Origin of the sequence: Halopseudomonas pelagia, from assembly GCF_009497895.1 — a bacterium.
Lineage (GTDB): Bacteria > Pseudomonadota > Gammaproteobacteria > Pseudomonadales > Pseudomonadaceae > Halopseudomonas > Halopseudomonas pelagia_A.
The window spans coordinates 1,822,826-1,847,155 of the sequence record NZ_CP033116.1; the positions used below are offsets into that span (position 1 = coordinate 1,822,826).

A 24,330-nucleotide genomic window follows, 5' to 3' on the forward strand; every position below is an offset into this window, starting at 1 on the left:
ATGGAGGATAACCATGACCCTTAATGGCAAAAAGCGCTAACCGGCCAGAAGCAGTCGATCACATCCGTGAAGAGAAAAGCGGCAATTAAGAATACTCAGCCTGAATCGCCCCTAGTTTCGTAGACACCTCCAGGCCTTATAATCGAGGCACCGAGGAGGTCCAATGAGCAACCCACACTACACCGAAGAATTCAAAATTGAAGCCGTTAAACAGGTGGCTGACCGAGGCCACTCCGTTGCTGAAGTCGCCGCTCGATTGGGCGTGTCGGCACACAGTCTGTATCAATGGCTCAAGCGCTACGATAAGCCCACCGCCCAGCGGCAGCAGGATGATGATCTCCAGGCTGAAAATCGGCGATTGAAGGCCGAGCTCAAACGTGTATCGGAAGAGCGAGATATTTTAAAAAAGGCCACCGCGTACTTCGCCAGAGAGTCCGATTGAGGTACGCGTTTATTCAGAGCCAAGTGGACCTGTACCCCGTGCGCCGTCTGTGCAAGATGATGGTAGTGCATCCCAGTGGTTACTATGCCTGGTGTCGCAACAAGCTGTCTGATCGTGCTCGTGAAGATCAGCGGTTGTTAGGCCAGATTAAACACTCATGGCTGGAAAGCGGCGGTGTGTATGGCTATCGCAAAATTCATCTGGATCTTCGTGAAGCTGGCGAGGCTTGCGGTAAGCACAGGGTAGCCCGTCTCATGCGCTGCGAGGGGTTGCGCTCACAAACGGGTTATCGCCGCCGCCGCGGTCATTACAGTGGCAAGCCTGCGGTGGTTTCACCCAATCACTTGGATCGCCAATTCGATGTGGCGGCGCCCAATGTTGCATGGGTAACCGATATAACTTACATCCGCACCTACGAAGGCTGGTTGTATTTGTCCGTGGTGATCGACCTGTTCTCTCGTCAGGTCGTCGGTTGGTCGATGAAGCCGCGCATGACGTCTGACTTAGCGCTAGACGCGCTGTTAGCAGCGGTCTGGCGTCGTAAACCACAAGGCTGTGTCATGGTTCATTCGGATCAGGGCAGTCAATTTAGCAGTGGTGACTGGCAGAGCTTCCTGAAAGCGAATCACTTGGTGGGTAGCATGAGCCGCCGCGGGAACTGCCATGACAACGCCGTCGCTGAAAGCTTCTTTCAGTTGCTCAAGCGGGAGCGGATCAAGCGGCAGATCTACCCAACGCGCGAAGCTGCAAGGCAAGACGTATTCAATTACATTGAGATGTTTTATAACCCAAGGCGCCGGCACGGCACGAGTGGTGACTTGTCACCGGTCGAGTACGAAAAGCGTCACTACCAGAGTCTGGCGAGTGTCTAGAAAATCCGGGGCGATTCATACTGCCACCACTACCGGCTCTGGCGTGGCCGGCAGCGCCGCAGCATGCGACAGGTCCACCGGGCTGGCGAGAAGATCTTTATCGATTACTGCGGCCCTACTGTGCCGGTGGTGGACCGCTCTACCGGTGAGGTGCGCAAGGCCCAGGTCTTTGTGGCAGTGCTGGGCGCGTCCAGTTACACCTTCGCCGAGGCTACCTGGAGCCAGAGCCTTCCAGACTGGATCGCCTCCCACCAAAGGATGTTCAGGTTCTTTGGCGGGGTACCGGAACTGCTGGTTCCGGATAACCTCAAGGCGGCGGTGACCAAGGCGGACCGCTACAGTCCGACGATCAACGAGACCTATGCTGAGCTGGCCTGCCATTACCAGACGGCGGTATTGCCAGCACGGCCCTACAAGCCCAAGGATAAGGCGAAGGCCGAGACGTCGGTGCTGTTGGTCGAGCGCTGGATCCTGGCCCGTTTACGGCATCAGATGTTCTTCTCCCTGGCCGAACTCAATGCCGCCATTGCAGCGTTGCTACCAGCCCTGAACCAGCGCCTGTTCCAGGGTCGAACCGAGAGCCGTCAGAGCCTGTTCGACGCACTTGATCGACCGGCACTGCGGCCTCTGCCAGTAGCGCCCTATACCTACGCCGAATGGCGCAAGGCCAGGCCAGGCATCGACTACCACATCGAGGTCGACAAACGCCTGTACAGCGTACCTCACGCCTTGGTGGGGCTGGTTCTGGACGTACGGTTAACGGATACCGCCCTGGAGGTCATGCACAAGGGCCAGCGGGTGGCATTACATCCCCGCCACGGGAAGAGCCGCTTCGTAACCCTGACCGAACACATGCCCAAGGCGCATCAGGCCCACAAGGACTGGTCGCCGCAGCGCTTCCTCAACTGGGCCAAGGACATCGGCCCCGGCACGCTGGAGGTGGTGCAGAGCCAGCTCAAGGACCGCCCTCATCCAGAGCATGGCTACCGCGCTTGTTTGGGATTGCTGAGTCTCAGTCGGCGCTACAGCCGTGAACGCCTTGAACAAGCCTGTGCCCGGGCGCTGTCGATCAACTCGGCCAGCTACCAGAGCATCACCTCGATCCTGAAACAGGGGCTGGACCAGTTCCCGCTGCCTCTGGCCGACGATGAGCGTGACCTGACCGACCTGCCGGCGCACACCAACGTTCGCGGCCCGCATTACTACCACTGATCCCGGAGAGACCTATGCTGACTCACAACACACTCAACACCCTGCGCCACCTCAAGCTAACGGGCATGTGCGACGCCTTGGAACAGCAGCGGGCGCAGCCCGCAACCCATGACCTGGCGTTCGAGGAGCGCCTGGCCCTGCTGGTAGACCGGGAAGTGCTGCACCGGGAGAACCGTCGGCTGGACCGGCTACTGAAGGCTGCTCGCTTGCGCGTGCAGGCCTGCATCGAAGACATCGACTATCGCCACCCGCGAGGGCTGGAACGTTCCCGTATGGCAGGCCTGGCCAGCTGTGACTGGATCGGTCAATCGCTGAATCTGTGTATCACCGGTCCCACCGGCTGTGGCAAGACATGGCTGGCTTGCGCCCTGGGCAACCAGGCCTGCCGCCAAGGGCTATCCGTCCGCTACTTGCGGGTGCCACGGCTGTTCGAGCAAGTGCGGATCGCCCACGGCGATGGCAGCTACGCCCGCCTGATGACGCAGCTGTTGAAAACCGATCTGCTGATCCTGGATGACTGGGGCATGCAGAAGGTCAATGCCCAGCAACGACAGGATCTGATGGAGGTGATCGAGGACCGTCATGGACGTGGCTCAACGCTCATTGCCAGCCAGCTACCCACCGAACACTGGCACGACTACATCGGCTCCGCCACGCTCGCCGACGCCATCCTGGACCGGCTCCTGCACGGCGCCCACCGGCTCAATCTGAAGGGAGAATCACTGAGAAAGGCTAACGCTCAAAACGCGGTATCGATTGACCCATCGTGACCGCTCAGAGTACAAAACCCGTTCCAGCGTGAAGGCCGTGTGCAAATCGGTCACGATCACCGGTATGACCGGTCACGTTCGCCGGAATACGCAGCTATCAAGGTGTCTACAAGGACGATGCACGAGCGGGGTTTTTTGAGCACGCAGAAGCTTTCCAAGGTACCACCTGGTATCCGTGGGAGAAGCTGCTGCGCGGACCATACCAACAGCATTACAAGCCACAGAGTTCTGGGCGAGCTGTTAATAGGATTGTGTAGAGCGACGTGAACGGTGAGTTATCCCTTTCCAAACCAGCCGAGCTTTTGAAGAGGGCAGGTGGCGACATCTGTATAGCAGTCGGGTGAAAAGGCCTGTCAATCAGGATTTCCGTGCTCCTCGGAAATCCCTGATACCAAACCCCAACATAAGCACTGGCGTCGTCTGTACCGGGCATATTTACCCCGATGTGCCGGGGTAAAATGCCTCCGCAACAAGGCTGATTTAGGAATCAACCAAGCTGCTACGCTTTACTTCTAAGTGAATTTCTTTCGAGTTGCGCGGCCAGCTCGCCCAGAGCGAAGCGGCAACTATCAGAATCCCTCCTAGCCACGCTGTAGCGCTCAATTGCTCGCTCAGCCAGAGCGCTGCAAAGAGGGCTCCAAAAAGCGGCTCTGACCCCATTAGAAGGGAAGCGCGAGTCGGTGTTGTGCGCTTCACGGCATAGTTTTGCGCAAAGAACGCGAACAACGTGCCGAACAGCACCAGGTAGATTGTCGCGAACCAGAACGACGGCTCCGTTGGCAATTCCGGCATCAGGCCTGGAGACAATGCGAAGGCGGCTAGACACCCCACCCCCACTACGCCGGTCTGAACTGCAGTCAGCGCCAAAGCAGACACTTCGCTGTGCTGAGTGAATCTCTTGGTTAAGCACACCATAAATGCCCGGCATATTGCTGCGGCAATCATGAGACAGTCTCCCAGGTTCATTTCGATATCTGCAGCCTGTGTGAGCAATAAGGCTCCGGCTAAGGATATACCCGCGGCAATGAGCGAGCTGCTAGGCGGGCGTTCTTTGAACAGCCACCACTCGACCAGCGGTGTGAAGACAACGCACAGGCTGATCAAGAAGGCAGCATTCGAGGCTGTTGTGATAGCTACTCCGAAGGTTTCGCACAAAAAAATCGTGAGTAGTACCAAGCCCAGCGGTATACCCGGCAAAAGGTCCTTGGGCCGCTGGGCCTTGAGCGAGGGTAACAGCAAGAAAAACGTGAGCAGAAACCTCACCGCTAGAAAACCGAGCACCGGATAAAAGACCAGAGCTCCCTTCGCTACGCCGTAGCTGGTTCCCCAGACAATGGCTACTGCCAGCAGCATAAACTCAGCATGTCGAGCGAACGCCATTTTTGATAGCCGGGTCGGATTATTCATGAAGGGTGGCTCGCGCAAAAGCGATAACCAAGGCATCACGATAGCCGGACAGGACAGGACTGTTAACCGCCGAAACTTCATGCATGACCCTGTGATCGTCCCCGAGAATGATGTCCATGGGCGAAGTCATTGTCTTGGAGAAAAGGAACGATCGGTTGTTGTCGGTTATCGTGGTGACGCCGCCCTCAACCCCCACCCGGTCTACTAGCATCATTGCAATGAAATCCACCCCGTCGCGGTGCAAGCCCTCCGGTGTCGGCATACCCGGTGAACTTTGGTCTGCACGTATTCTGTATGGGTGTAGCTTAACGTTCCATTCTTCATTTTTGCCCGATGCCTGATCGTAGATCTGCCCAAGGCCCAGAAGCAGCGACTCAAAGAAGGGGTGGGTGACAAGCCCCTGCTCAAGAGGCGAATAATACCGCTTGGTATCGCCGTTCAGGGGGTTAACCGATTTTGGCTGCATATACGGCTCGTGTGGGTTCGGTAAAATCTGACCCGTACTAGGTGTAACCTGGAATGAACTATAGCGGCGATATCGGTACCTGCCGTTATCTCCCATATGGGTATCCAACATCAGATTGTCCCAATACGCCGCGAAACCAGACCACTGCCCCAGGCTAAGCGAAAAGCTGTTCTTCCATTGCTGGCCAGGTACGAAAACCCAGCCTTTGTCCTTGAGTGCTGCAGCGCAAGACTCCGCTACTTTCGAGTCCAGCCTGATAGACGACTTCTCAATTTCAACCGTATTCATGGCGTTTTCCTAAGCGGTCGCGGCGCAAATTGATGGGGCGGGTACTTGAAGATCAAACAAGCCGCGCGATCCCCGTTGGCGAGCCACATCTTTTTCCCACTGGTCCCTATCGGTAAGGTAGAGGGGATGCTCTGCACGGATCGAAGCAAGGTCCGCGGCCCCTGCCCGGAGACGAAAGCTGACCGTTCCGGACACATGCTTTGCGGTCTCGCTAATGAAGCTGGTCGCTGCGCTGCGAAGATTTCCAAACCATCGGCCCTCGATCGCTTCTCGAACCCATAGCTGTTCGATTGAGAGCTTTTCACGGACCAGTTCCGCATCCAGCGTGGCTGTCTCCAGGTGCCGGTAGGCAGCCAGTAGGATTGTCGCTGCAGGTGCCTCCCGCACCTCAAGAACCTTCTCACCTCCCTGCAGGTGCTCAAGACCGCTATACCGGCCTATCCCAAAGCTGCCGGCGATCAGGTTCAGTTGCTCTATCATGTCGATCAAAGGCGTAGCGAGGCCGTTCAAGGCAACCGGCCGGCCTTGCAGCATCGAGATCTGGACTTCATGGTGAACAGCGACCTGATTCGCGGCGGTCCATTTATAAATGCTTTCTGGCGCTACAAAGTTCTCGGGATTATCCAGGCAACCTGACTCATATTCCCGGACCCAAAGATTGGCATCCCCGCTAATCCCCCGGGCCTGAAAGCGACACAAGCCGGCAGCACTTAAAGCGGCAATTTTTTCTTCCCGGCTGAAAGCTGAATACTCATAAGGGGAGCCGGTATATCCTGAGAAGCGGAGTTGTCTTAAGGCGCCATTGAGCCGCCGTAGGCTGTTCTGCGATTGGTTAGCGGTGTGCAAGATGGCGTCGCAACCAAGCCGTTCGGCCATGTCGACGGCGAGCTTCGCAATGATCGGTCGAGACAGCGACGAGCTGATAGGGTAAATGCCCATGTATTGCGCGCATGCCTGGATGGCCGGAAGCACAGCATCGTCAACGAATGCACGCCGCCCATCCACAACGCGCAAATCGGCCCCGAAGTGTTGGGCTATCTGCTGCAGATCCTCCAGGTTGGTCCCATCACCAAGATCGATGGCCAAGGCGGTTACCTTGAAAGCGCATGACGCCAGTTTGTAAAGAAGGTAGCTGCTATCGACTCCGCCGCTGAACAAAGTGAGCACGTGTTCACATCGTCCCGTCAGATATTCCAGATCTTCCAAACTCCGTACTTCCTTGAAATGTTCCATACTGCTTCCCTCTGCTCGTATATGCAGCCAATCGCTGCAGAGAAAGCATTGTCAGGATGCAGCGAAGAGGGAACAATCGGGCTTTCCACATAAGAGTTTTGCGCCATGAGAACGAATCAATACATGGGTCTGATGCCCTACATGGCTGTTTTCGTGAAAGTAGTCGAGTGTGGAAGCTTTTCCGCAGCTGCAGAACGATTGGGTACCACATCCTCAGCGGTTAGCCGACAGGTCGCCAGTTTGGAAGCAGCCCTTTCAGTCAAGCTGCTCGAGCGCACAACACGAAAGCTTCGATTGTCTGAAGCAGGTGTGGAGGCTTATGTGAGGTGCTGTCACCTTGTTGAGTCCTGCCAGTCAGTGATGGAGGTAGCGACTCGGTTCAATAGCACGCCGCAGGGTCTGGTAAAGCTGAGTGTCCCTAAAGCATTTGGAAGAAAGCTGGTGGGGCCTCACATTCCTGCTTTTCTTAGGCTGTATCCTGATATCGACGTGCAGCTGAGGCTCACGGACAATCCTGTGGACCTGATCAGTGACGATCTGGATCTCATGATCAAGATCACCGATATGCCACCACTTGGCTTGGCAGCAAGACCTTTGAAAAACGTCAGCCATGTACTCTGTGCGACCGAGAAATACTTAGCCGCTAATGGTGTCCCAGAGCATCCTGGTGAGTTGGCTCGACACAGCTGCTTGTATCTTGGGGAGATCCCAAGCGATAACCGGTGGCAACTTCGCCACAAGGTGACCAGCGATTGCGTCAACGTCTCGGTGACCGGGCGCTTTGTGACCAATCATAGTGAGGCGCGGCTGGATGGAGTTCTTGAGGATTTGGGTATCGGTTGCTTACCACTCTTCATGGCCCAGGAGGCGCTAAACGAAGGTCGTATCGTCCATGTCTTGCCAGATTGGCATTATGTGACCTCATATTTTGGCATGGCCTGGATTCTGTACCAGCCGAACAAATACCTATCGCCCAAATGCCGGGTACTAATCGACTATCTTGTAGCTCAGATTGCTTCACCGAAGGATTCAGCTTCGTCTCCGCATCGACAGAGCTGAATGGACCTTCGATCAAGACCACTGTGGGTGGTCGGTCGGGTAGGTTTGCCGAAAGCTGATGCGAGCAAATGAGATCGCGAATGATTGCATTGCGCCTTCTACTGCCGGCGGTCAACAGCTCTCTCAGGATTTTGTTTCAGCATGCCTGAGTGGTCTGAGAACTATCGCGCCGTCAATCAATTCGATATTTAGTGAATCACCGAGACAGACGTCCATCCCTGCAAGGACGTCTGGCGGGAGCTCTACAATAACATCGCCGGTGTCATCGCCGGGATCTTGGCATTTCACAATCGTCCGTACCGATTCACTCATGGGAAGTTTGCCTCACTCTCAACCACTGCTTTGCCGAAATCGATATCTTACGCTAGAGGGCATGCGATCGGCAGCGATCCAATGTGGTTTCAATCGGTCGATGCAACACATTGGCTAAATCGTTCAGTAGGTTTTTCGTGATTTGGTATTTTCCGGGGCTGGTCGTTGAGGGCCCTGTGGGACAAGTGTATCAACTGCGATGGGCAGCGTTATTGCGTGGACCTATGTGAGTTCAGCTCCATCCAAGCCTTTGGTCGCAGCGGCCAATCAGAGGCATGTCTTTGACTGCTGGGGGCGACAATTCTGTACTTCTGGCACGAGGACCATCTTGCGCATTTGAAATATTTCTTTTGATATACTTAGTATGCTAAGTCATTGAAAAAAATGATAAATAAACTTTGACGCAGCTACGTATAGCATCTACTATCGTAACTGTTGCGGTTGCTCAGGCGGGTAAGCAAAGCGCCTTCACCGCACTCTGGGTGGCATAGAAAACCGCCTTCAGGCGGGTGTTCCTATGCTCTGTCACAAGTTCCTCTTGCGCACGTACCGGTTGTCGAAGCATCAAGGGGGAGTTGTAGATACAGCAGCCTCGTCTGCTTCTACGACCATACAGCAGCCTTTCGCGAGCGGTATCTATGCAAGAAAACAGTTCACACCGGAATAAATTCAGCCCGTTGCTAATCCTGGTCCACCCCGGGTCGCTATGCGGTTCGGCAGACATGAATCTTTGCGACGAAGCTGATGCTGCCAGGGAAGCAGTGATAGACGAACTAAACGGCTGGTCGGGCAGTATACTGGTACTCGATGGATGGTTGAGTGACGAGCTAGGGCTTTACCCGTTACTCGAAAAAGCCATTGACGATGCTATTTCAAGATCGCCGATGCTTGCTGACAGGCTGGAGGCAGATGACCCGGAGCACGCAGAGATCGCCGTAAACCATCTCGCACAGCTTGGTGTTCCTCTAGACACGCCCATATCCCTAACTGGCGCCTGGTATGAGCCAGATTTCGATTCAGGCTGTGTGCTTCACACGCAGCAGGGTCTTCTTGAAGCTGGCTATACGAACGTTAAGGTGATGCAAAGTGCTGCTGTGCTGTGCAAGGCGTGTCCCAATCGCAAATACAGAAAGCGGACAGTGCAGGTCCCATTTGCTGGCCCTAACCGTGGTTTCTAGGCAGCCTTCACTGTTGTTGCGATTCCGCTACCAACTGCTCGAACCGCTCCACGAAGCCGACAAGTCCCAAGCCCAGCACTGCGCAAATATCCCTTAGCTGGATCAGGTCAAGTCTGCGAGATCCACGCTCGATGTCGCTCACAAACGACTGCGGACGATCCAATGCCTTAGCAAAATCTGCCTGTGTTAAGCCTGCCTCGGTACGACATTCCTTGATGAGCTTGAGGAGTATCGTCGTTTCGCGACGATAGAGAGATTTCGACACGCGCGCCTCCAGAGGCTGTTGACAAGGCGCAAAGGTATTACTAATATGCGTATATCCGATTTAGGGATATTCAGATAGGAGCGCTCGATTTGCAACTTCCATACACCACTGGTCTAACGCGATTGGTTTCTTCATCGAAAGGGATTGCCTATTTCGATGCGCTTGATGTCTGCCGGTTCTATGAGATCGATGTTCAACCTAACCAGTTTGTCTTGGATCGTTGGGAAGCGGTGCTCAAATTGATGCCGTTTGACCCGGAGCATCCGGCGCTCGACGGTAGCCTGTGGATACCGTTCGTGATGATCGTCACTTTTCTCGAGAGCATGGGCTTGAAGCGTGAGCAATTATTGCCAAGCGAAACGGTGCTCGAAAGCACCAAGCACTTAAGGAGCTTGGCTATCGCGATGAGTGAGTTTCAGTTCGCAGAAGTAAGGCGCGCTTTGGCATGACATCGTTCCAGGCGTGAAGCCAGACCTGGAACTAATTCGCGGCTGTTTGCGAGCCGCGGTTTAGGCGTCGCCAAATTCGACGGGTGCGCAGCGCTTGTCGGCTCGAGTTTGATGTCAAATACACGCACCCGTACTCGATATATCGAGTACGGGTCATTGTTACCCATACTTGATTATCAAGTATGGGGGCGTTGTAGACTTTCGCCAAAAACGAGCAACTTGTCGAACGCAGGTGAGACGAGTTCAGTTTTCTGGCGAAATGTCTAAAAATTGAGAGTGGAACGAGCAATTTTTGACAACGCCTTTTCGCGAAGCGGCTGAGTTTTTGACATCAAAAATCGGGTAAGTCTGACAGTATATCGAATAGCTTATTAATTTATATTTCCATGCTATGCGTGGCTTATATTCATATATAACCAAGGATGGAAATCTGTAAACTTGTTCTGCACCGAACAGGCCCTCATCATATACAAACCGGCTGAGAGCCCTAACAAAAAGAAATCGGTGCGTTATGAACGATCAAACTAAAAATCAATATGTAAAACTCGCGGCATATTATTATCTGCATCATATGAATGGCGCGGTGTTAAGTATCTCGGCCATAAGGGACTCTTTGGTTCAAACCGCAGAGAATTTTCAGCCTGGTTATTTCAGGCGGCTGAAAAATGCCATCGCGTTTGACCTTGAAAATAAGGGGCATCCTGAGGCTGCTAAAAAGATCAGGGCGGTAGTGAATCCCGTTACAGTTAAGGGCAGCGTTCTAGTTAAGAAGCCGAAGCCACGTCGAGCCAAGTCGTTTTCCAATGATGACTTGATTGTACTGGCCAAGCACTTGGGAAATTCTGACTACGAAGAAGCGTTTGCGGCTGTATGCCTTATCAGCCAGACCGGGGCCAGGCCGGCAGAGCTCAAGCAGATGCGGCTTGATGGAAATACGCTTTTCATCAGGGGCGCAAAGAAGACCAGTGGTGGGAGAGGCGCAGATCGTCTGTTATCGATAACTGACGAGACAACGAAAAATATCATTACCAACAGCATCGAAATTCTTAGATCTCATCCAGATATTACTATAGATGCAATAAGGCATCGAATACGAACGGAAGGTTTAAAGCTTTGGCCGCGACGCAAGGTGGTTCCGAGCATGTATTCGATGCGGCATCAAGTCGGATCGAATTTAAAAGCGTCCGCGCTCGATTCGAAAACAATTGCATATATTATGGGTCATCAGTCAACCAACTCGATTATGCGTTACGGAGACAAGCGACAAGGTAATGCGAGAGGGATAAATGTCGAGCCTGCGAAGGAGGCTGATCTCAGTACTGTGCGCGATAAAATCAAGCCACAGAAAAGGGCATGGTTTGAGAGTGTTATATTCAGACACGAGTAATATGTATTTTATTGTCGCCGGCTCTGGTGCCGTTAAGAGGGAGGTAAATTTGCTTGAGAATACATCTATTGTCAGATCTGCACTTAGAGTGTGAAGACTTTGTGCCCGAGGTGGATGACGCTGATGTGGTGGTTCTTGCTGGCGATATCTGCCCCCATCAGAGGGGTGTGACTTGGGCCGAGGAAGCCTTCAACTGTGCAGTTATCTATATACCCGGGAATCACGAATTTTACGGCGGCGACCTAACGGATACGCTTCAAAAAATGAGGGCGTCGGCCGGCGATAACGTCTGGATACTCGACTGCGAAGAGATCGTCATGGGTAATGTTCGGTTTCTCGGGATGACCATGTGGACAGACTTTAGCAGCACCGGAGATACCGAAAAGGCTTCTTTGACAGCGCAAAAGGCCATCCCAGACTTCAAATGCATTCGCGCTGAAAAATCCCGTTTTATCGAGCCCGCTGATCTCATAGTCCGATCCCGAGCCAGTAGAAACTGGCTCACAGGATGTTTGGCTACACCGTTTGACGGCAAGACTGTTGTGATCACGCATCATGCGCCCTCAATGAAATCGCTAGAGGGCAGTCCCCATGCAGGCGGTCTGCTTGACGGAGCTTTCGCCAACGCGTGGGATGATCTGATTGGAGCGCCAGTAGATTTATGGCTCCACGGGCACACCCATTTTCCTGTTGATTACGTTCTCAACGGTACTCGGGTGGTGAGCAATCCGCGGGGCTATCTGGGAGAAGTCGAGGGCTTTGACCCGACTCTGATTCTGGAGATATGACTGGCAGATGCACCAAATGAAAAAGGCATTGTGAATGGCAGTTAGGCTAGAGTTTTTAACCCAGGATGCCGACGAGATTGAACTGGCGAAGCGGTACTGGGCAATGGATGAAGCGGGTACGTACTTGGAGAAAGTGACTGGTCTGGTTCCCTTTCGTCAGCTGACCCAATCAAGTTTTATGAGCAGCCATGTGCGTAAGTATTGTCGTGCTTATGATGAGAATCAGCAGTGCCGTCTTTGCGGTGGTCCCATCTTGGTTACCAAGCGCCACGAGCCTAGAAAAGCGTTTCAGGTTTCTGCCCGCCCTTGCACTGCATGTGCAGAGCTTATCAAGCAAGATGAGCTGCGGATAAAGCAAGCCGAAGAGGCTGAGCTACAGCGCGTGTTGGAGAAGCGCAGTCATGACATGGCTTGCAGGACTATCTCATACGATGCATTGGCAGATGACGTTTGTGTGCTGCTGTTGGCCATGGAGGCTTTAATAGGCCCCCGCCTTGCTAAAGGTACATTCAAGAAAAATGAATGCGATGCGCTGACTCCATATGACACCGGTTTTTTCTTCAATCGCCTACGTGAGGAGGGGATCATTTTGGATTCGCCGAGTGCCGCAAGGCCAGGGGCCTATTTTCTTGAAAATGGTCAGCTCCGGGTGTACTGGGACAGGGCAGAATTTTTCCTTGTTGGCGACGGCAGATTGGGGCTGGGAGAGGACGTCATAAGGTGGATAGCGGAGCGAGAATTCAATAACCCAGAAGCGTTGTTTGATCTTTGGCTGGATTATGCTGTCGGCGACGTCGTGCGATACCTTTTAGACCAGTGCCGAATCTACAATCTCGTCCTCGGATCTGAGGACATCGAGAAAATCAAAGGCACGATCAGACAAGCTTTGCGTGTCTATAGCACCTCCCAGTTGTGGTCCCTTATCTGGAAGGTAGTAAAGGATGCGTCGAGTCTTGCCAGCCACATGTACTTCAATCGCATCAAGGCATCAGCGACTATCCCTAACAAGATACGAAAGCAGCTTGAGAGGGCAGGGCAGGAAGATGGCATCAGCAGATACTGGAGTCGGCCTGAGCACCATCTCGCTGGTTCTTTGGGGACGGTTTTTTCAAGGCTGTTCGGCCTGGATGAGAACACCAATGGGCAGCAGGCGCATGAAAGACTTGCTCAGTTGGTCCATCACTCGAGCACCGAGGCGGACGAAGATCTGGAGAGCCTGGTCAGGTCATTTATCCTGCATGCACAGGGTAGTCCCGGCGCAGTCCAAATGATGTGTCAGTTTGCTGATCTCGTGCGTTCCGGAGTTCAAACCAAACCAGCGCTTGAAGAAATCATCGGGGTCGTTGGCACCTAACGGGAGGCCCGAGAAAGGCTTTCAGCCGCTTAGTGATATTGACCCAACGTGAAAGGACTTGCCGCATGAATGATCCGTTGTCGGTCTTATTGCAGAGGGCGTTTGATACTCTTTTCTCTCTCCCAGTGACAGGCTTCCTGGTAGATCCCGTTGTGGTGCGAACCGTTTGCGTGGGGAGGGTGTATCGTCACGTCAAAGCAGATCCACGAACCGGCCGCTTCGTTGATGGAAACCTGTTTCACACGTCGTATGTCGTCGGCTTTGCTGAGCATGGCGAATTTGTAGCGGTTACCACGTTGAACAGCGTATACGTGTGTGTCGCCTTGGAGGAGCAAAGGCAGGAGTTGATCGCGGGGCTTTGCGTATTGCCGAAGCTGACATGGCATTGAAGTGGTTACGTAGAAAACGTGTTGTGCTAACCCTTTAGATCGGCCGAGTAGAGTACGAGTTTGATTTTGATTTGAGATGAGCATCGACGAGCTCGGCGAATCGACTCATGAATGGTAGGCCCTGGTGAGGTTGTCGGGTGCGTTGGATGCGGAGCGGTCAATCTTTGCGTCTTCGCCAGAGAACGGTATGCCTGGGACTGTCAGTTTTTTGTGTTTGGGCCGGTTAAGCCCGTCACCTGACGGACCATGAAGTCACCAGGTTGGCCTGATGAAGCGATCTCCGTACAGGATAGCAAACTGGTTCATTGCATTTTTCCAGTCGTGAGCGCCCCTGCTCCAGTTCGCCGTAATATTCCGCAGTCCCAGCCAGATCAGTTTGGTCGCTGCTTCATCGGTCGGGAAGTGGCCTTGAGTCTTGATGATCTTGCGCAACTGCTCATTGACGCTTTCGATGGCATTGGTGGTGTAGATCACATTGCGTATCGCCTGTGGAAACACGAAGAACGGTATCATCCTGTCCCAAGCCCGGCGCCAGGCGGCTGCGACCGTCGGGTACAGTTGTCCCCAAGGGCCGGTCTCGAAGTCGTTCAAGGCCTGATCGGCCGCCTCAGCGTTCAATGCTTGATAGATTGGCTTGAGCGCTTTGGCCAGCGGTTTGCGTTTATCCCAGGAGGCGTAGGTCAGGCTGTGGCGGATCAGGTGAACGATACAGGTCTGCAGCGTCGTCTCCGGATACACCGCAGCCAAGGCTTCGGGCATGCCTTTGAGGCCGTCGGTGACCGCGATCAGCACATCTTCGACGCCACGGTTGCGCAGATCATTGAACACCTTCAGCCAAAATTTGGCGCCTTCGGTGTTCTCAATCCAGATACCCAGAATATCGCGGGTGCCGTCCGGCAAAACGCCCAAGGCCAGGTAGATCGCCAGTCGTGCGAGACGTCTGTGCCGTACTGCTCAAGTAGAAAAGCACGAATCTCCCGCACCGTCATTCCGCGGGGATACATCGCAATGATCTTATTCTTATCGTCAAAGCCTGTGAAGCGGCGCTCGTGCTTGGTATCAGTATCGGCGCGAAGCTGCCGTCCCGCTCTCTTGGAATATCCAGTTTTAAAGGACCGTCATCGGTAAGCACGGTCTTGCCACTGGTGCCGTTACGCTGATTCTCGCTGCCCTCTGGACGCTCCGCGCCCGCCGGGTAGCCCAAGTGGTGGCCAAGCTCTGCACCCAGTGCGCGCTCTACCAGCGCTTTCTTGAATGCCATCGAGATATCTTGAATCGCCTCGGCCGTCATCGGGCCTTTAACGAGCTATTCGACCAGCTCCTTAGGGATGGAGGGTAGGTCTCTTTTGGTCTTGGGGGCCGGGGTCTTTTTAATCGGCATGCATATTCCTCGTAACGCATGTTAAGCCCGAGCACAAAATTTATGACAGTCCCTGCCACCGTAATGACCAGGGCGGCGGCGATAACCAGTCTGTGAGCGCAACCCCTCGCAGCGCATGAGACGGGCTACCCTGTGCTTGTCGCAGGCCTCACCAGTTTCACGAAGATCCAGATGAATTTTACGATAGCCATACACACCGCCGTTTTCCAGCCATGAGTGTTTAATCTGGTCTAACAACCGCTGATCTTCACGAGCCCGATCAGACAGCTTGTTGCGACACCAAGCATAGTAACCGCAGGGATGCACTTCCATCATCTTGCACAGGCGGCGCGCGGGGTACAGGTCCACTTGGCTCTGAATAAACGCGTACCTCAGTCGGACTCTCTGGCGAGGTACGCGGTTGTAGGTTCAATCGGTCACTGCAACAGAGTGGCCTCTGTCAGCCACCTGTTTGACGGCTTCAATTTTGAATTCTTCGGTGTAGCGCGGGTTGCTCATGGGACCTCCTGGGTGCCTTGATTATAAGGCCTGGAGGTGTCTACGAAACTAGGGGGCGATTCATTCTGCCATGCTAATCACAATGATGTGTACTGCGTTTCTAGTAGCGAGGTACCGATATGCCTTCTGCGGCTGACTGCAAGGAGACCAAAAGCTGTGGCTCAAAAACTTCAGCAATTTTCTCCAATATATTTGGATCTGAATATTAGAACATTGCCCTAACGACTACATAAGGGGCGGAGAATGAGCGCTAGCAACTTTTGGCCGAGAGCAGAAAAGTATGATGTACATCTACTAACACTTCACATCCCGGACCAACTGAGTGAACAGGCGAAATTGTTAATGCAAGAGACCCTTGTATTAACTGACATGCTTAGAATGAACCAGAACGCGCAGCATTGTCAAAGAACGCAGCTCGACGCACTTCTAACACTTAGGCTCGCAGCAGCATTCCGCTCACTCTCATACTGCTTTACAGACAAAGATACGAAAACAGCATTGGAGTGGCGCGCAAGAACACTGGAAGGTGGCGAAGTAAAGCGAAAACATTGCGAGAAAATTTCGGAACTAAATGAGAGGGAAATAGTTTGTTACTCTGGCACCATGTCTACATGGGTTGGAAAATCCAGAGAACTATACTACTCAACATTTTATGCAAAACCAAATTGCCGACTACAAAATATATCTGATGTTATTGATAGAAATTTTCAGAGAACTCTAGAGCATCTTAAGGCGATCATTCATCAAGATTTGATAAGTATGTCGAGCTGCCGCTACAAGATTGTTGATCTTTTTGGAATATCTGGCGAGGCCAATCTTTATCCAAAGCACTTTGCTTATTTTATGCCCGAAGATGAAGGTGTGAAGCATGCTAATTGCAAACGAACAATAGTTTTTAGCAATGTCTATACTGCACTTTTTGATGCCATATCTATCAAACAACTGGATATTTTTGGATGGCATGCTGAAGATTTGCCTCATAAAGAAAGCTTGGGAGAATACCTTATTGCATGGTTTCGGGGGCATGATCTTGGGCACTCAATAATGACAAATCGAACAAGTTTTAGTAAATTGAGCAAGCTTGACAGATGGGGGTCAATGGTTATGCAAGAAGCTCTGGCTGACATCTTTGGGCTTCTCTTATGTTCTCATGAGCGCTCAGCGAATGAGTTGAATATAGACAATACAAAACTAGCCAGGATATATTTACTCGAAATGCTGCGTTATATGCGCCGTGGGCCGTGCGACTTTCCTGACGCCGGAGCAGCGTATGTCCAGTTTAAATTTTTGGTCGAGTGCGGCTGCTTAAAAATTACGGAAAATGGGAATGTGAGCGTATACCTCGAACGGTTTTATCCGTCGATAACTAAGCTTGCCAAGCACCTGACTGAGAACATCTTGCAAGGAGATGATGAGAGTGCGGCTCTGTTTATTAGTAAATACTGTCCTAATAATGATCTACAAGACTGTGCAAAACTAATTGATACTATTGGGATCGTGGCGGATACAATAGAATACGAACAAAAAATAAGAGAGGTGTGAGTGGAATTTGTCAACGGGTTTCTCTTGAGCATGTCTCTATGCTTGGACATAGGGGTAGCCAATGTCGCCATGATTACATTAGCCATGCGCAGAGGTTATTTTCAGGGGTTTTCCCTGGGCGTTGGCACCTGCGTCGGAGATCTGATATACGCCATAATGGCATTACTAGGAATGGCAGCGTTGCTTCAGTACGAATCCGTTCGATGGGCTCTTTGGGTGGGTGGATCAATAGTTTTGGTTTACTTTACCTTCAAGATGTTGCGAAGCGCCATGGTTGAAAATCATGCTCTGGCAATAAGCGGAACCGGGCAAGCTAGCTCCTATTTCCAAGACTTTTCTAAGGGCATATTTCTTGCTATGTCCTCGCCCACTGCAATTTTGTGGTTTGCGGCTGTTGGTGGCGCAATTATTTCTAGCTCTGGCGACAAGGGGCTGGAAAATGCTGTATTATTTCTAAGTGGTTTCTTTGCCGCTGGCGTTCTTTTTGCAGGATGTCTTTGTTACGTAGCAAGCCACGGGGGAAAGGTTTTAGGAGAAAAGCTCCTTAAGTACTCATACTTCGTATCTTCCGCAATTTTCGCATATTTCGCTGGATACGTAATATTGAATGGCTACTTTGAATTCTTGAAGTGACCACTAAAGACTTTTTTTGAATACTGGTTTGGGGTGATGGCCATGATCTTTCTAAATGTGTTGATAAAGTGGCTTTGATCATAAAAACCTAGGTCAACCATTACATCAATAGGCCTCACTCCAGATTTTAGCCGCTTTCTAGCCTCTATCAATCTAAGCTGCATATGATACTGAATAGGAGCTATGCCAATTTCCTGCTTGAATGCTCTAACGAAATGGTATTTGCTCAGCCCAACTGATGAGGCCAATGAAGAGAGATCGAGCTTGTGATCGAGGCAATCTTTCATGCTCGAAATTGCATTTTTTATGTATTTTTTCCTGTTCGTATCACTGGCCGAGTCAACATCTAATAAGGTGGAAAGCAGCCACAGAATTGCTTCTTCTTTATAGTCATCAGTTTCGCGTGCAGCCATGTAACAATCAATTATTGCTTTATACAACTGATCGTCATTGAAACTACCCTGTCTTAAAGTAGGGTAAAAGTATCCAGAAGGTAAATTGTTTTCTTTAAAAACGTCAATCAAAGAATTAGGATTAACGTGTAGGCTGATAAAATCTACACCATCACTACTGAACTCTGACGATTGTATGGCCATCGGGTTATAAATGGTCACTTGGCCAGCGGAAACTACATGTTTCTTGTTATCCACCCAAACATACTCCGTCCCTTTTAAGTTGGCAGAAACGATGTATTCTTCATGCGTATGCCTAGGGTATGATGTATTTGCAGCAAAGACTCTGGAGCACTCGACATCCTGTCCAGGGTACAAATCTTCCATTCCAATTGTCATCTTTATTATACCTGGCTTCAAAAGTTGCGAGATTTATACCGCGCCCCACTTTAGAGGTTAGCATAAGCTTATCACGCCGCCAGATGCGAGGCAATCCGCACAGGTGCCTCACCTCGATACTTTTCTGATTACAAATTGGCATTTATCATTCTCGCTTAGCAAGTTAGCGCATATTGACCCAAAAGATACGTTTTCGCATCACGTAGCTAAACAAATTTAAAGAGATTTGTTATTTAAAAGCAAGACAATTGCTGCCCTCTATCATTATAAACGCAGTATGTTTCCATTCCTCCATGCCACTGCATGTATGCGGCATCATGCTTAGGCACGTTTTTCATTTTCTCCTCATAGAGTAGGATTTTTTCCAGCCGATCACATATAGGCGTGCGAGGGTTGCGAAAATGTGACGATTGTTCTCTTTCACATTTGACTTTTAATCTTTCGATTTCTTCTGGTTCAGTAGAATATGAGTGGCTGGAGAAAAAATAGCCATGACAATCAGTATATATTTCATCATCAAAAGGCCTGTGTAAGATAAATTCCAAAAGCACATTATCTCTAATGTGCTTTTCTCTGATGAGCGGAGTTGATGGTAATCCCCCCAAAAAACAGCGGTGATTAGAAGTAGAATTTTCCGTAAGCTATTTGGAGGGAGATTCTGCATGAAGACATCACGTTTTACCGACAGCCAGATCATGGCGATTCTGAAACAAGCCGAGAGCGGCATACCGGTGCCGGAGCTCTGCCGCGAACACGGTATGAGCAGTGCCAGTTTTTACAAGTGGCGAGCGAAATTCGGCGGCATGGATACGTCCATGATCAAGCGCATGAAAGAGCTAGAAGATGAGAACCGGCGGCTGAAAAAAATGTACGCCGAAGAGCGCCTCAAATCCGAGTTACGCAAGGAGGCTCTTGAGGGAAAGTGGTAAAGCCATCTCTTCGCCGCGAGATGGCGCAAAAAACTGTTGCAGCTGGTCGCTGTAGTATTCGCCTGGCCTGTGTAGCCTTCAGTGTCAGTGAGTCCTGCTATCGCTACCAGGCCAGGCTCAACAGTGAGAATTCCGAGATCGCGGACCTTCTGGTTCGGTTGACCCATAACCAGCGCAACTGGGGTTTTGGATTGTGTTTTCTGTATCTGCGCAACGTAAAGGGATACCTCTGGAACCATAAACGTGTTTATCGAATTTATCGGGAACTGGAACTGAACCTGCGCATCAAGCCCCGTAAACGCTTGGTACGCGAGAAACCCGAGCCACTCGCGGTGCCCACGGTAATCAATGCCAGCTGGTCTATGGACTTCATGCACGACCAGTTAGAAGATGGTCGCAGCTACCGGCTGTTCAATGTGATTGACGATTACAACCGGGAAGGTCTTGGCATTGAAGTAGACCTGTCGCTGCCTTCTGAGCGCGTCATACGGGCTCTGGATCAGATCATTGAATGGCGAGGAAAGCCCGTCCAGATCCGCTGTGACAATGGACCGGAATACATCAGTGCTACGCTGGCTGCCTGGGCTGAGAAGCAGGGCATTGCACTGGCCTTTATCCAGCCCGGCAACCCGCAGCAGAATGCGTACATCGAGCGCTACAATCGCACCGTGCGCTACGACTGGCTGGCCCAATACCTGTTCGACTCCATTGAGGAGGTTCAGGAATATGCAACTCGGTGGCTATGGACCTACAATAATGAACGGCCAAACATGGCCTTGGGTGGTATCACGCCCCGACAGAAGTTGGCCATGGTGGCCTGACTCTACTTCTGAGCTCCGCTAATAATGGGGGGATTACCTGATGACCTTTCCCTTCATTAGATATCATTTCTTTCTCCTCGTGAGAGGGCATATTTCAGTCCCTCGTGACCGATGACTCCGGTATCGTCACCGGCTATTCTGGGCAATCACCCAAATCGGTCACGATAAAACGGTATACGCGGGCACGATCGCCCAAAGTATCACAGGCCGCAGTGTGCACTTTACGGAGCAAAAACACGCTAGTTACAGGCTGGCATAACGGGATTTCATGATCGTTGCTGTTAAGAAGCCTAGCGGCGTTCAGCCTCGTAGGCATTATGTTATATCACGGGCACCCCGCAACGCCGCTGGCGAACCATCGCCGAGCTGTTCCGGAGATATCATCCGCGAGTTTGCCGATAGCCAGTTGGTGCGCTAATACCAGATTGCTCAGCTCAAGATCGGTTGGCTCGATGATCAGGCTGGCACAAGTCAGGCTGCGGTGCTGGCTCGGTATATTGCTGAGCTCGATATTCCAGACCACATCCAATGCCGCATGGCGTCCAGGCAGTGAATCGAATCGTCGGACATCGGTGCGCACGCTCAGGACGGGCTCACCGGGATTACCCGGCAGGCCAGCAAGGTCGCGTACGCCGAGGCGGTTTTCCAGTTCGAAGGCTAGGGCGTCGTGGAACTCATCAGCCGGAGGCGATGCCCAGAGCGCGTTTTCAAGAAGGGTCAGCTGGCCGTCGCTCTCACGAATGACCAAGCTGGGCTGGTCAATCTGCACCGGTATGCGTACTGGCATTAGCTGGAGCTGGAAGTGTGCCGGTGTTTGCGCACTGACTGTCGTCGGCTGAGTTGGAATCAGCGTGTGATATTGCATAGGGGTAGAGCTGCAGGCGCTCAGCATCAGTAGGCAGCCCACGTGCAGCAGAGACTTCGGTAGTAGTTGGCGCAGAGTCATTATTAGGGCTCCATATTCAGGTCGCGGGAGGTGGCACCACCCTTGAAGGTTGCGGGCGATTCGACGTTGCCGCGCCCGCGGATAAGGGATTCGGGATGTCGGTTCAGGTAATCTGTCAGCACCCGTGCGGAGCGCACTGCACGCTGTACTTCTTCCAAGGCGTCGCCTGTTTGCTGGCGCTGAGGTGACCCGTCGGCCATCGCCTGATTGACTGACTGCAACGTCTGTTCCGAGCGCTCCAGCGTGCTCTGCAGTTGCGGCAGCACGCCGCTGTTGAACTGTTCCAGGCTCTTGCGCAGCTCGCTCAGGCTACCGTCAAGATTGTTCGCCATCGATTCGATGGGTAATTTACTAAGCTTGTCGACCAAGGCTTGCAACTGTTCCTGCAGCTTGTCGAAGCTGCCGGGGATGGTGGGAATGACCAGCGGCCGGGCATGGGGATCGAACACCACATCGGCGGCATGGCGGTCAAAATCCAGGGCAATGTAAAGCTGGCCAGTCAGGAGGTTGCCGGTTCGTGCCTGCGCGCGCAGACCCTGCTCGACAAATGCCTGGATCAAAGACGCGTTGCGCTCTTCGTCGTTACCGTCAATCAGCGTCAGCAGTTTGTCATTCGCAGCCCCCAGGCGGTTGGGGTAAATGACCGCCCCTACCACCAGCGGAAAGCTCTTCTTCTGCTCATCATAATCAAGGTTGACCGACACCACGCGCCCTATGGGTACGCCAAGAAACTCCACTGGCGCATCGACATTCAGGCCGCGCAGGGTCTGGTCGAAACGCATCTGCACGAAGCGTGCTGGCCCGTCATCGGGCGCCATCGCCTGGTCCATATCGTCGAATAGCTTAAATTCGCTTGCCTCGCTGGCAGGCTCGATATTCCTCTTGTAACCAGGTGCCCAGAAGGCAATTCCACCTGCAAGGACCGAAGACAGCGATTGGGTGTTGACCTTAAAGCCATCGGCGGCAAGGGATACATCCACGCCACTGGCATTCCAGAAACGTGTGTCCGCTGTAACAAAGGCGTCATAGGGTGCATTGACGAATATCTTTACGGCCACGCCCTTGCCATCGTTATTTAGCGCGTAGGAGATCACTTGGCCGACTGGAATACGGCGGTAATAAATGGGCGAGCCGACACCCAGCGAGCCAAGATCAGCGGTGTTCAAAGTGAATTGTTTGCCTTCCACGCCAAAAGTTACAGGTGGCGGGGCTTCGAGGCCGCTGAACTCTCGGCGGGTTTCGGTGGCATCGCCTGGGTCCGCGCCGATGAATGAGCCGGACAGCAGGGTGTCGACACCCGATACGCCGCTGGCACCGATGCGTGGGCGAACCACCCAGAACTGGGCATCTTCACGGATGAAGGCCTCGGTGTTCTGGTCCAGTTCAATGGTAGCGATCACTCGGGTTCTATCCTCGCTCAGGGTAATACCCGTCACCCGGCCAATAACCACGTTCTTGTATTTGACTTGGGTTTTGTTGGCCTCCAATCCCTCCGCTGTTACAAAGCTTACGGTGATCTGGGGGCCTGCCGATAGCCAACTCTGGACCACCATCGAAAGTCCCACCAGTGCCGCAACGATAGGGACCAGCCAAATAAGTGAAATGTGCGCACGTCGCTGTCTTATGTCCGGGTCGCCAGCGGCGGGTTGCGTGGGGGCGGGGTGATAGGTGTTATCTGACATCGTTTTTCTCTGCATCCCAAATCAATCGTGGATCGAAAGTCATTGCAGCCATCATCGTCAATACAACGGTAATCCCCCCAAAAAACAGCGGTGATCAGAAGTAGAATTTTCCGTAAGCTAAGCGCAGGGAGATTCTGCAATGAAAACATCACGTTTTTCCGACAGCCAGATCATGGCAATCCTGAAGCAAGCCGAGAACGGTGTAGCGGTGCCTGACCTCTGCCGTGAGCACGGCATGAGCAGCGCCAGTTTTTACAAGTGGCGCGCCAAGTTCGGCGGCATGGATACCTCCATGATCAAGCGCATGAAAGAACTTGAGGACGAGAATCGGCGGCTGAAAAAGATGTATGCCGAAGAACGGCTCAAGGCCGAGCTACGCCAGGAGGCCCTTGAGGGAAAGTGGTAAAGCCGTCTCTCCGCCGTGAGATGGCGCAAAAAGCCGTTGCCGCTGCTCGCTGTAGTATTCGCCAGGCTTGTGTGATCTTCGGTATCAGTGAGACCTGCTATCGCTACCGGGCCAAGCTCAGCAGTGAAAACGCCGAGATCGCTGATTTGCTGGTGCGTTTGACCCATAACCAGCGTAACTGGGGCTTTGGTCTGTGTTTTCTGTATCTGCGCAACGTGAAGGGATACCCCTGGAACCATAAACGCGTTTACCGGATCTACCGGGAGCTGGAATTGAACCTGCGTATCAAGCCCCGCAAGCGGTTAATACGTGCGAAACCAGAACCACTGGCTGTGCCCACGGCCATCAATACCAGTTGGTCCATGGACTTCATGCACGACCAGCTAGAGGATGGCCGCAGCTACCGGCTGTTCAATGTGATCGATGATTACAACCGGGAAGGACTGGGCATTGAGGTAGATCTGTCATTGCCCTCAGAACGCGTTATACGAGCTCTGAATCAGATCATCGAGTGGCGGGGAAAGCCTCTCCAGATCCGCTGCGACAATGGTCCGGAATACATCAGTGCCACGCTGGCAGCCTGGGCCGAGAAGCAGGGTGTTAAGCTGGTTTTTATCCAGCCTGGCAACCCACAGCAGAATGCGTACATCGAGCGCTACAACCGCACCGTGCGCTATGACTGGCTGGCCCAATACCTGTTCGACTCCGTTGAGGAGGTTCAGGACTTCGCGACACATTGGTTATGGACATACAATAACGAGCGGCCAAATATGGCCTTGGGCGGCATTACACCGCGACAGAAGTTGGCCATGGCGGCCTAACTCTACTTC

Annotated in this window: 21 protein-coding genes and 4 pseudogenes; 14 read left to right on the forward strand and 11 right to left on the reverse strand. The window is 52.5% G+C overall.

The window, feature by feature from the left end:
- The first annotated feature begins 163 nt into the window (after window positions 1–163).
- The 3 genes and pseudogenes from EAO82_RS08670 (at window position 164) to istB (ending at window position 3,296) form a co-directional block, all read left to right on the forward strand.
- Window positions 164–1,314 (forward strand): IS3 family transposase gene (locus EAO82_RS08670; RefSeq protein WP_096345893.1). Its coding sequence is split into 2 segments (ribosomal slippage): window positions 164–407 and window positions 407–1,314, totalling 1,152 coding nucleotides; the frame shifts between segments, so codons are not numbered across the junction.
- An 18-nt stretch (window positions 1,315–1,332) separates the two neighbouring features.
- A pseudogene (gene istA / locus EAO82_RS08675) lies at window positions 1,333–2,526 on the forward strand (IS21 family transposase); the annotation flags it as partial.
- 14 nt (window positions 2,527–2,540) lie between these two features.
- A complete protein-coding gene (gene istB, locus EAO82_RS08680) occupies window positions 2,541–3,296 on the forward strand; it encodes an IS21-like element helper ATPase IstB (RefSeq protein WP_123891502.1) in 756 nt (251 codons plus the stop codon).
- A 480-nt stretch (window positions 3,297–3,776) separates the two neighbouring features.
- Here the strand turns inward: istB and EAO82_RS08685 are convergent, their stop codons facing one another.
- From EAO82_RS08685 to EAO82_RS08695, 3 genes are read right to left on the reverse strand one after another with little or no spacing between them, the layout of a single operon-like run.
- Window positions 3,777–4,703, reverse strand: a complete 927-nt coding sequence (locus EAO82_RS08685; RefSeq protein ID WP_231703311.1) for a DMT family transporter — start codon at window positions 4,701–4,703, stop codon at window positions 3,777–3,779.
- Complete coding sequence (locus EAO82_RS08690; RefSeq protein ID WP_096344954.1) at window positions 4,696–5,457, reverse strand: 2OG-Fe dioxygenase family protein; 762 nt, start codon at window positions 5,455–5,457, stop codon at window positions 4,696–4,698. The genes EAO82_RS08685 and EAO82_RS08690 overlap by 8 nt, the downstream gene beginning before the upstream one ends.
- Before the next feature lie 9 nt (window positions 5,458–5,466).
- On the reverse strand, window positions 5,467–6,690 hold the full coding sequence (locus EAO82_RS08695) for an argininosuccinate synthase-related protein (RefSeq protein WP_096344953.1): 1,224 nt from the start codon (window positions 6,688–6,690) through the stop codon (window positions 5,467–5,469).
- A gap of 105 nt (window positions 6,691–6,795) precedes the next feature.
- Between EAO82_RS08695 and EAO82_RS08700 the strand changes: the two genes are divergently transcribed.
- Together EAO82_RS08700 and EAO82_RS08705 are read left to right on the forward strand one after the other, a co-directional pair.
- Complete coding sequence (locus EAO82_RS08700; RefSeq protein WP_231703312.1) at window positions 6,796–7,749, forward strand: LysR family transcriptional regulator; 954 nt, start codon at window positions 6,796–6,798, stop codon at window positions 7,747–7,749.
- Window positions 7,750–8,783: 1,034 nt separating this feature from the next.
- The gene (locus EAO82_RS08705; protein WP_143520261.1) at window positions 8,784–9,239 is read left to right on the forward strand and encodes a hypothetical protein; all 456 of its coding nucleotides are present in this window, start codon (window positions 8,784–8,786) and stop codon (window positions 9,237–9,239) included.
- 7 nt (window positions 9,240–9,246) lie between these two features.
- Here EAO82_RS08705 and EAO82_RS08710 read toward each other — a convergent pair whose 3' ends face one another.
- Entirely contained in the window at window positions 9,247–9,504 is a 258-nt protein-coding gene (locus EAO82_RS08710; RefSeq protein WP_096344950.1) for a multiprotein-bridging factor 1 family protein, read from the reverse strand.
- Between the two features lie 89 nt (window positions 9,505–9,593).
- Here EAO82_RS08710 and EAO82_RS08715 point away from each other — a divergent pair, with 89 nt between their 5' ends.
- The 5 genes from EAO82_RS08715 (at window position 9,594) to EAO82_RS08735 (ending at window position 13,871) form a co-directional block, all read left to right on the forward strand.
- Window positions 9,594–9,953, forward strand: a complete 360-nt coding sequence (locus EAO82_RS08715) for a hypothetical protein (protein ID WP_096344949.1) — start codon at window positions 9,594–9,596, stop codon at window positions 9,951–9,953.
- Between the two features lie 511 nt (window positions 9,954–10,464).
- Window positions 10,465–11,340, forward strand: coding sequence for a site-specific integrase (locus tag EAO82_RS08720; RefSeq protein WP_096344948.1), 876 nt, complete (start codon window positions 10,465–10,467; stop codon window positions 11,338–11,340).
- A gap of 53 nt (window positions 11,341–11,393) precedes the next feature.
- On the forward strand, window positions 11,394–12,128 hold the full coding sequence (locus EAO82_RS08725) for a metallophosphoesterase (protein ID WP_096344947.1): 735 nt from the start codon (window positions 11,394–11,396) through the stop codon (window positions 12,126–12,128).
- Window positions 12,129–12,162: 34 nt separating this feature from the next.
- On the forward strand, window positions 12,163–13,482 hold the full coding sequence (locus tag EAO82_RS08730) for a hypothetical protein (protein WP_096344946.1): 1,320 nt from the start codon (window positions 12,163–12,165) through the stop codon (window positions 13,480–13,482).
- 65 nt (window positions 13,483–13,547) lie between these two features.
- Window positions 13,548–13,871 (forward strand): hypothetical protein, encoded by a 324-nt coding sequence (locus tag EAO82_RS08735; protein ID WP_096344945.1) that lies wholly within the window; start codon window positions 13,548–13,550, stop codon window positions 13,869–13,871.
- A 252-nt stretch (window positions 13,872–14,123) separates the two neighbouring features.
- On the opposite strand, the pseudogene EAO82_RS08740 reads toward EAO82_RS08735, so the two are convergent.
- The 3 genes and pseudogenes from EAO82_RS08740 to EAO82_RS21165 form a co-directional block, all read right to left on the reverse strand.
- Window positions 14,124–15,162, reverse strand: a pseudogene (locus EAO82_RS08740) (IS256 family transposase).
- A 141-nt stretch (window positions 15,163–15,303) separates the two neighbouring features.
- Window positions 15,304–15,651, reverse strand: a pseudogene (locus tag EAO82_RS08745) (IS3 family transposase); the annotation flags it as partial.
- Window positions 15,652–15,660: 9 nt separating this feature from the next.
- Window positions 15,661–15,750, reverse strand: coding sequence for a transposase (locus EAO82_RS21165; RefSeq protein WP_410402915.1), 90 nt, complete (start codon window positions 15,748–15,750; stop codon window positions 15,661–15,663).
- 243 nt (window positions 15,751–15,993) lie between these two features.
- Between EAO82_RS21165 and EAO82_RS08750 the strand changes: the two genes are divergently transcribed.
- A complete protein-coding gene (locus tag EAO82_RS08750; protein ID WP_143520260.1) occupies window positions 15,994–17,292 on the forward strand; it encodes a hypothetical protein in 1,299 nt (432 codons plus the stop codon).
- Complete coding sequence (locus EAO82_RS08755; RefSeq protein ID WP_096344942.1) at window positions 17,293–17,925, forward strand: LysE family translocator; 633 nt, start codon at window positions 17,293–17,295, stop codon at window positions 17,923–17,925. It abuts the gene before it with no gap.
- On the opposite strand, the gene EAO82_RS08760 is transcribed toward EAO82_RS08755, so the two are convergent.
- Window positions 17,904–18,716, reverse strand: coding sequence for an AraC family transcriptional regulator (locus EAO82_RS08760; protein ID WP_096344941.1), 813 nt, complete (start codon window positions 18,714–18,716; stop codon window positions 17,904–17,906). The genes EAO82_RS08755 and EAO82_RS08760 overlap by 22 nt on opposite strands.
- A 662-nt stretch (window positions 18,717–19,378) precedes the next feature.
- On the opposite strand from EAO82_RS08760, the gene EAO82_RS08765 reads away from it, so the two are divergent.
- A protein-coding gene (locus EAO82_RS08765; protein ID WP_096348146.1) for an IS3 family transposase occupies window positions 19,379–20,466 on the forward strand; the annotation gives its coding sequence in 2 pieces (ribosomal slippage) (window positions 19,379–19,634 and window positions 19,634–20,466; 1,089 coding nt in all).
- Window positions 20,467–20,791: 325 nt separating this feature from the next.
- On the opposite strand, the gene EAO82_RS08770 is transcribed toward EAO82_RS08765, so the two are convergent.
- The 3 genes and pseudogenes from EAO82_RS08770 to EAO82_RS08780 form a co-directional block, all read right to left on the reverse strand.
- The gene (locus tag EAO82_RS08770; protein WP_096346757.1) at window positions 20,792–21,412 is read right to left on the reverse strand and encodes a membrane integrity-associated transporter subunit PqiC; all 621 of its coding nucleotides are present in this window, start codon (window positions 21,410–21,412) and stop codon (window positions 20,792–20,794) included.
- A gap of 2 nt (window positions 21,413–21,414) precedes the next feature.
- A complete protein-coding gene (locus EAO82_RS08775) occupies window positions 21,415–23,094 on the reverse strand; it encodes an intermembrane transport protein PqiB (RefSeq protein WP_096346756.1) in 1,680 nt (559 codons plus the stop codon).
- Window positions 23,084–23,170 (reverse strand): annotated as a pseudogene (locus EAO82_RS08780) (paraquat-inducible membrane protein A); the annotation flags it as partial. The gene EAO82_RS08775 and the pseudogene EAO82_RS08780, both read right to left, overlap by 11 nt.
- Window positions 23,171–23,233: 63 nt before the next feature.
- Between EAO82_RS08780 and EAO82_RS08785 the strand changes: the two are divergent.
- Window positions 23,234–24,321 (forward strand): IS3 family transposase gene (locus EAO82_RS08785; RefSeq protein WP_096346509.1). Its coding sequence is split into 2 segments (ribosomal slippage): window positions 23,234–23,489 and window positions 23,489–24,321, totalling 1,089 coding nucleotides; the frame shifts between segments, so codons are not numbered across the junction.
- Window positions 24,322–24,330 lie beyond the last annotated feature (9 nt).

What these genes read in the sequence shown, in the direction of transcription:
- istB (WP_123891502.1), top strand. Translation starts at nt 2,541, where the DNA reads ATGCTGACTCACAACACACTCAACACCCTGCGCCACCTCAAGCTAACG.
- EAO82_RS08685 (WP_231703311.1), bottom strand. Translation starts at nt 4,703, where the DNA reads ATGAATAATCCGACCCGGCTATCAAAAATGGCGTTCGCTCGACATGCT.
- EAO82_RS08690 (WP_096344954.1), bottom strand. Translation starts at nt 5,457, where the DNA reads ATGAATACGGTTGAAATTGAGAAGTCGTCTATCAGGCTGGACTCGAAA.
- EAO82_RS08695 (WP_096344953.1), bottom strand. Translation starts at nt 6,690, where the DNA reads ATGGAACATTTCAAGGAAGTACGGAGTTTGGAAGATCTGGAATATCTG.
- EAO82_RS08700 (WP_231703312.1), top strand. Translation starts at nt 6,796, where the DNA reads ATGAGAACGAATCAATACATGGGTCTGATGCCCTACATGGCTGTTTTC.
- EAO82_RS08705 (WP_143520261.1), top strand. Translation starts at nt 8,784, where the DNA reads ATGAATCTTTGCGACGAAGCTGATGCTGCCAGGGAAGCAGTGATAGAC.
- EAO82_RS08720 (WP_096344948.1), top strand. Translation starts at nt 10,465, where the DNA reads ATGAACGATCAAACTAAAAATCAATATGTAAAACTCGCGGCATATTAT.
- EAO82_RS08730 (WP_096344946.1), top strand. Translation starts at nt 12,163, where the DNA reads ATGGCAGTTAGGCTAGAGTTTTTAACCCAGGATGCCGACGAGATTGAA.
- EAO82_RS08735 (WP_096344945.1), top strand. Translation starts at nt 13,548, where the DNA reads ATGAATGATCCGTTGTCGGTCTTATTGCAGAGGGCGTTTGATACTCTT.
- EAO82_RS21165 (WP_410402915.1), bottom strand. Translation starts at nt 15,750, where the DNA reads ATGAGCAACCCGCGCTACACCGAAGAATTCAAAATTGAAGCCGTCAAA.
- EAO82_RS08750 (WP_143520260.1), top strand. Translation starts at nt 15,994, where the DNA reads ATGAGCGCTAGCAACTTTTGGCCGAGAGCAGAAAAGTATGATGTACAT.
- EAO82_RS08760 (WP_096344941.1), bottom strand. Translation starts at nt 18,716, where the DNA reads ATGACAATTGGAATGGAAGATTTGTACCCTGGACAGGATGTCGAGTGC.
- EAO82_RS08770 (WP_096346757.1), bottom strand. Translation starts at nt 21,412, where the DNA reads ATGACTCTGCGCCAACTACTACCGAAGTCTCTGCTGCACGTGGGCTGC.
- EAO82_RS08775 (WP_096346756.1), bottom strand. Translation starts at nt 23,094, where the DNA reads ATGTCAGATAACACCTATCACCCCGCCCCCACGCAACCCGCCGCTGGC.